At 44.9% G+C, this 6,403-nt stretch carries 7 protein-coding genes; 2 read left to right on the forward strand and 5 right to left on the reverse strand.

The window, feature by feature from the left end:
* From glmM to RMO79_RS01900, 5 genes are all read right to left on the reverse strand, one after another.
* Window positions 1–1,118, reverse strand: a 1,118-nt coding sequence (glmM, locus tag RMO79_RS01880; RefSeq protein WP_310481355.1) for a phosphoglucosamine mutase, incomplete at its 3' end; no start/stop codon positions are given.
* Window positions 1,119–1,309: 191 nt separating this feature from the next.
* Window positions 1,310–1,993 carry a hypothetical protein gene (locus RMO79_RS01885; RefSeq protein WP_310481356.1) on the reverse strand — a complete coding sequence of 228 codons (684 nt, stop codon included), beginning with the start codon at window positions 1,991–1,993 and terminating at the stop codon, window positions 1,310–1,312.
* Between the two features lie 207 nt (window positions 1,994–2,200).
* The gene (locus RMO79_RS01890) at window positions 2,201–2,566 is read right to left on the reverse strand and encodes a roadblock/LC7 domain-containing protein (protein ID WP_310481357.1); all 366 of its coding nucleotides are present in this window, start codon (window positions 2,564–2,566) and stop codon (window positions 2,201–2,203) included.
* A 69-nt stretch (window positions 2,567–2,635) separates the two neighbouring features.
* On the reverse strand, window positions 2,636–3,112 hold the full coding sequence (locus RMO79_RS01895; RefSeq protein ID WP_310481358.1) for a hydrocarbon-binding protein: 477 nt from the start codon (window positions 3,110–3,112) through the stop codon (window positions 2,636–2,638).
* A gap of 209 nt (window positions 3,113–3,321) precedes the next feature.
* Complete coding sequence (locus tag RMO79_RS01900; RefSeq protein ID WP_310481359.1) at window positions 3,322–3,642, reverse strand: metalloregulator ArsR/SmtB family transcription factor; 321 nt, start codon at window positions 3,640–3,642, stop codon at window positions 3,322–3,324.
* A gap of 162 nt (window positions 3,643–3,804) precedes the next feature.
* Here RMO79_RS01900 and RMO79_RS01905 point away from each other — a divergent pair, with 162 nt between their 5' ends.
* Both RMO79_RS01905 and dnaK read left to right on the forward strand, forming a co-directional pair.
* Window positions 3,805–3,975, forward strand: a complete 171-nt coding sequence (locus RMO79_RS01905; protein ID WP_310481360.1) for a hypothetical protein — start codon at window positions 3,805–3,807, stop codon at window positions 3,973–3,975.
* 277 nt (window positions 3,976–4,252) lie between these two features.
* On the forward strand, window positions 4,253–6,169 hold the full coding sequence (gene dnaK / locus RMO79_RS01910; protein ID WP_310481361.1) for a molecular chaperone DnaK: 1,917 nt from the start codon (window positions 4,253–4,255) through the stop codon (window positions 6,167–6,169).
* The last annotated feature ends 234 nt before the right edge of the window (window positions 6,170–6,403 follow it).

Consider the following 6,403-nt stretch of genomic DNA (forward strand, 5'->3'; position numbering starts at 1 on the left):
GATTTTCCCGACTGCTGGACGATCGCGGCTAAATGCAGCGCGGTGAGAATCCCATCGCCGCTGACGCTATGTTGTGGTGAGAGAATGTGCCCCGACTGTTCGCCACCCAATAACACCCCACTACTATTCATCTCGGCTTGGACGTACTGGTCGCCAACTGCCGTGCGAACGATTTTACCCCCAAAAGCTTGCCAAGCCCGCTCGAAGCCCAGATTTGCCATCACTGTAGTGACGATCGCATTATCGGGGAGTTGACCCAATTTGCTCAGATGTTGACCCCAGAAATAGAGAATATAGTCGCCATCTACTTTCCGCCCGCGATTGTCTACTGCCAATACCCGATCGGCATCGCCATCGAAAGCAAACCCTAAATCTGCCTGATGGAGAACGACAGCGGCTTGCAGTGCGCCTAAATGAGTCGAGCCGCAATTGACGTTAATTCGATCGCCATCTGCCTCATCGTTGAGACAAATTAACTCCGCACCCAGTTTGCTAAAAATCTCCGGAGCCACCTGTACCGCTGCTCCTGATGCCAAATCGAGGACGATTTTCATCCCCGACAAGCTCACCTCTGGATCGAGCGATGCGGCGATCGCTTCGAGATATTGGACGATTAATTCGGGCGTAAAATAGAGATGACTCCAATTTTCTGGCTCTACGCACAGACCAGATTGTCCTCGGATTCCGGCTTCAATCGCCACCTGCAAGTCTTTAGCTAATTTAGTTCCATTTGCGCCAAAAAACTTAATTCCATTGTCTTCAGGCGGATTGTGGCTGGCAGAAATCATCACGCCGCCGATCGCATCGCTAGTCGCTGTCAGATGCGCGACTCCCGGTGTCGGACACAATCCCAAATTCCAAACTTCAATTCCCGCTGAGGTAATCCCCGCTGCCAGCGCACTAGCTAACATATCGCTAGAATTGCGCGAATCTTGACCGATAACGATGGGTCCGACATCGCTCGCCGCTTGACGCAACACCATTCCCGCCCAGTATCCTACCTGGAGAGCCAAATTTGCAGTGAGGATATCGCCGACTCGTCCACGAATGCCATCGGTACCAAACAGAGGGGAGTTGGGTAAATTGAGACTAAATGGGGTCGAGCTGTTAGCTGTCATAGAAATTGGGGTATGGGGCAAAAATTAGCAGACTTTTGGCAACACTAATTATAGGCTCTGTCGGTCGATTTCGCAGCGATCGGCAGCACGATTGAGGGTTTTTTGGATGTGGGAGACGGGGGGATGGGGAGACGAGGGGACGGGGAAAAAAGGACGCAAGCGTCTAGATTCACTATCCACTAAAACCTAAATTAATACTCAGTATCCAGATTATTGCGTTTGATTATCAAACGGCAGTTGCAACTATAGTCTTTAACAGGTAACTCCGTATATCTTTGCCCCGTATTGCGTCTGCCAAAATAGCCATCCTCAAAACCTCTGGCAAATTCACCGCCAGCCGAGCGCGCCTGATATGTTTCGCGTTTGGCTTTACTGGCGGTTCCTTCCCGATAGCCATCGCTATAGGCATCGGCGTGGTAGGCATCACTTTTCGATACATAAATCTCCTGGCGACTTGGTTTACAAGTAGCCTCGATATCTTCTAGAAACACGACATCCTTGAGGATGCGAGTGCGACAGCCACAAGTTACTTTATTCTCAGTCGGAACTGTCGTAGCTTGCCCAGCATAGGGCTTAAATTGATAGCCATCGCCATATCCGCGTGCGAGTTCGCCCCCATCGCTAGGTGGCTGCATACTAGCACCTTTACCTCTGGCTGCGATTCCCTGTTGATAGCCAAATTCATATGCTCCAGGATAATCGATCGCATCTCGAATAGTTTGACGATCCATCATTTGTATGCATTTCAAGCCTGGTTTATCGTCAGTATGAAGACGAGGCTCTTTGGAAATAGGCTCTTTGGCAATAGTTATTTCACTAGTCAAGGACAATATGGCTGTAGCACTAACAACCAAAATTTTGCTTAATTTATTCACGATCTCAATGCTTAGGGGGATGCTATTTAAACATCAATAATAAGCGATCGCGATCGAATCTCCACAACGATAATTTTAAATGATATCCAATCCCGATCGAACTTATGACGATCGGGATGAATAGATAACAGATATGATATCGAGGCAATGCAGCACTACTTTTGCAACATATTTGTACGTCAAAAAATTAAGTGCTTGAAATGACACCTAGTTTAAGGCAACTTTAATCTCTCCAACAGCACGTTTGATATCTAGCATTAACATTCCTTGTTTTGCAGACTGGTTAGCCAAAACTAGCAGTACGGCATCATCACCGCAACCGATGAGAATACCGTAACCATCAGCACCTTCAACCATGATTTTTTCGACGTTACCGCGTGATAATTCTTTACCGATTCTCTCACCAAGAGAGAGCATCGCCGCAGACATCGCTGAAGTTCGTTCTTCGTCCATCGAAGCAGGTAAGCTGGAGGCTAAGGGTAAACCATCGTGAGATACCAATGCGGCACCTTGAACGTCAGAAGTACCCGATACAAAATTCTGTAAAATTCCACCGATTTTGCTTGCGCCCATGATTGTCTTTCCTCTTAATAGTTAATTGATTTGGCTTGAAAATTTAATACCAATGAGTTCAGTTAGTATTTAGTTAACAGTGTTGAATTCAAATACGTCGTTAGCACCACCGCGCAAAACGGATTCAGTGTGAGTACCACGTAATTTTTTACCAGTGATTTCGCTCAATGCGCCCCAAACTGCACCCATAGTGAAAGTACATTTGCGATTGGAGCCTTGAGGTTCGCCAGCAGAACAGACAGTTTCAGAGCAATAAACTTTGATAATGTCGCCGTCTTGGATGATTTTATCGACCGCAGTTAAGTGGGTACCATTAGCACCAACCGCTTCATTTAACTTAGTGGCAATTTCACTCAAATCCTGGGTAGAGCCAGACAAACCCAATTCTTTAGCTAAGTTTTTACCACGTTCGCGACCAGCCGCAATCAACGCGATCGCAGTTGCTTTTTCACCCAGAGCCTCTTCCATCCCAGTGATAACTGATTTGAAACAAACAATGCTACTAAATTGACCTAATTTTGGACGAGATGTAATTATACTTGACATGTTAGTAAGCCTATATAAACTAATCAGCTCAGAGATCGTTTGCTGTATTTACTCGATCTCATCCGCTCAATTATATTGTTCCCAACTAAGGAGTATATCTAACTATTGAATTGACATAAATTTTTGCAAAACTGATAATTTATCATCTCTTTGAAATTAGTAAAAAAGACGCAAAAATACTGACAATTGGCAAGTACATCCAATCGCTATTAATTTATTTGTTCTAAGTTACTACGCATTTCCACCAGATGATTATTAAATACTTCAAGGGCGGCATCTAGTACTTTGAAAATAGCTGGATCGCAAATTGAGTAAAAAACAAAGTTGCCTTGTTTGCGGATTTTTACCAGGTTGCACCGACGAAGTATTGCTAACTGCTGTGATACTGAAGAAGCATCTATTTCTAAGTACTGAGATATATAGTTAACATTTTGTTCGCCCGATCGGAGAGTGTCTAAAATCTGGATTCGGACTGGATTTGATAGCACCTTGAAAAAATCTGCTTTGAAGTAACTAGGTTTAAAAGGCATCTTAGTATCTCTCTATCTTCAAAGTTTTGCATATAGTTTAACACTAAAATTCTAGTGCTTAAATAACATTTGCGTTAAAACAAATGCTACTTAAACATTAACTTTTATTGGAGTCATTACTGTGTGTATTCTCTTGTATATTCGTTCTTTCAGAATCGGATAATGAATGGAGTTGTCTTATATATTCCCAAATTGAGGAGAAAACTAACATTTACCCTCTTTCCGACTTCACTAGAAATTGTGGATCTGTTGCAAGATGTAGGTTTGAGAATTAACGAGGAAGAGCTAGCTCCGATCCAAATGCTACGCCACCAGCAGATCGCAGTCTGCTAACTACGGTAAGCACCACTACTATATACGGTTCGCCTCAATTTCAGCATCAGCTCAAGTCACATACAGTAGAGAGGTACCAAACCGAACGATCGAGCATAAGCAATCGATCGACAACGATGTAACTTAGTAGAGGTACGGAAAACCACCCTTCTAAAAAATATCGGTTGGCACAAAGATAGGGATCGATATATGTTTATCGATCGAGCGAGTTGCACCATGCATTCCTCGTCATTATTATTCAAACTGTTGTCATTATTTAGGAAGTAGTTATAGTCTTATGGGAAAAGTTGTTGGCATTGACTTAGGAACTACCAACTCCTGCGTTGCGGTAATGGAAGGTGGCAAACCCACTGTAATCGCCAACGCCGAGGGTTTCCGCACTACCCCTTCTGTTGTCGCATTTGCGAAAAATGGCGATCGACTGGTGGGGCAAATTGCCAAGCGTCAAGCGGTAATGAATCCTGAGAATACGTTCTCTTCTGTCAAACGCTTTATCGGTCGTAAATTTGACGAAGTAAGTCAAGAAGCTACTGAAATTTCGTATAAAGTAGTTAACGATGGAAACAGCGTCCGGATTGATGCTCCAGGTTTGGGTAAAAAATTCGCACCCGAAGAAATTTCCGCGCAAGTACTTAGAAAACTAGTCGATGATGCGAGTAAATATTTGGGGCAGACTGTCACCCAAGCCGTAATTACCGTACCAGCTTACTTTAACGATTCTCAGCGTCAAGCGACTAAAGATGCTGGCAAAATTGCTGGGGTAGAAGTCTTACGGATTATCAACGAGCCTACCGCTGCGGCGTTGGCTTATGGTTTAGACAAAAAGAGCAACGAAACGATTCTCGTGTTCGACCTTGGGGGTGGTACCTTCGACGTATCAGTCCTCGAAGTTGGCGATGGTGTGTTTGAAGTACTCGCAACTTCTGGGGATAGTCATTTAGGTGGCGACGACTTCGATAAGAAAATCGTCGATCACTTGGCTACTACCTTTATGAAAAATGAGGGGATCGACCTTCGTAAAGATCGTCAAGCTCTCCAACGTTTGACTGAAGCCGCTGAGAAAGCCAAAATCGAACTGTCTAGCGTTACGCAGTCCGAAATCAACCTGCCCTTTATCACCGCTACTCAAGACGGGCCAAAACACGTCGAAATGACGTTGACCCGTGCTAAATTTGAAGAAATTTGCTCGGACTTGATCGATCGGTGCCGCGTTCCAGTTGAAAACGCGATTCGCGATGGTAAAGTCGATAAGAGTAGAATCGATGAAGTGGTACTAGTTGGTGGTTCGACTCGGATTCCCGCAGTTAAAGAACTCGTCAAACGCCTATTAGGTAAAGAACCTAACGAAACCGTTAACCCCGACGAAGTAGTAGCTGTTGGTGCAGCGGTACAAGCTGGTGTCTTGGCTGGTGAAGTCAAAGATATTCTTTTACTCGACGTTACGCCGCTTTCTTTGGGTGTTGAAACCTTGGGTGGTGTGATGACTAAGATCATCCCTCGCAACACTACTATCCCCACCAAGAAGTTTGAAACCTTCTCGACAGCGGTAGACGGACAAAGTAACGTCGAAATTCAGATTCTGCAAGGCGAACGGGAAATGTCTCGCGACAACAAGAGTTTGGGAACCTTCCGTCTGGATGGCATCCCCTCGGCTCCGCGTGGCGTACCCCAAATCGAAGTCACCTTAGATATCGATGCCAACGGGATCTTGAACGTTACCGCCAAAGATAAAGGTACTGGTAAAGAGCAATCCATCAGCATCACTGGTGCATCTACTCTCGACAAAACCGAAGTCGAACGGATGGTTCGCGAAGCTGAAAACAATGCTTCCACCGACAAAGAAAACCGCGATAAGATCGATCGCAAAAACCAAGCTGATTCACTCACCTACCAAGCTGAAAAACAACTTCAAGAACTCGGCGATAAAGTCCCCGCAGCAGACAAAACCAAGCTCGAAGGCTTAATCGCAGAACTCAAAGAAGCTGTAGCCAAGGAAGATGATGCCGAAATCCAACGCTTGAGTCCTGAAGTTCAGCAAACCCTGATGGCAATCGGTAGTAATATTTACGCACAAGCAGGTGCTAATGCTAGTGCCGATGGCGGTGACAATGACGACGCTGGTACTCCCCCAGGTGGCGGTACGACTGGCGGTGCCGATGATGTCATCGATGCAGAATTCTCGGAAACTAAATAGCAATCGAAAATTAAATGACTCGGTTTCTCTAGGGAAACCGAGTTTTTTTGTCCCGATCGTAAATATCTAGCCAAAACGGTGAATACTAGGTTTAACCAATCGCATCAAGCTAGTGGCGGGAAAATTCAAATTCCCCCTACAGCCCAAAGCGATCGAGCCTAATTCCTAAAGCCTAGATCGATGAATTTATTTGATGAAATAATTGCTGCCCCACCAGATAAAGTGAATCTATAT

Source organism: Chamaesiphon sp. VAR_48_metabat_403, assembly GCF_031422475.1.
Classification (GTDB): Bacteria; Cyanobacteriota; Cyanobacteriia; order Cyanobacteriales; family Chamaesiphonaceae; genus Chamaesiphon.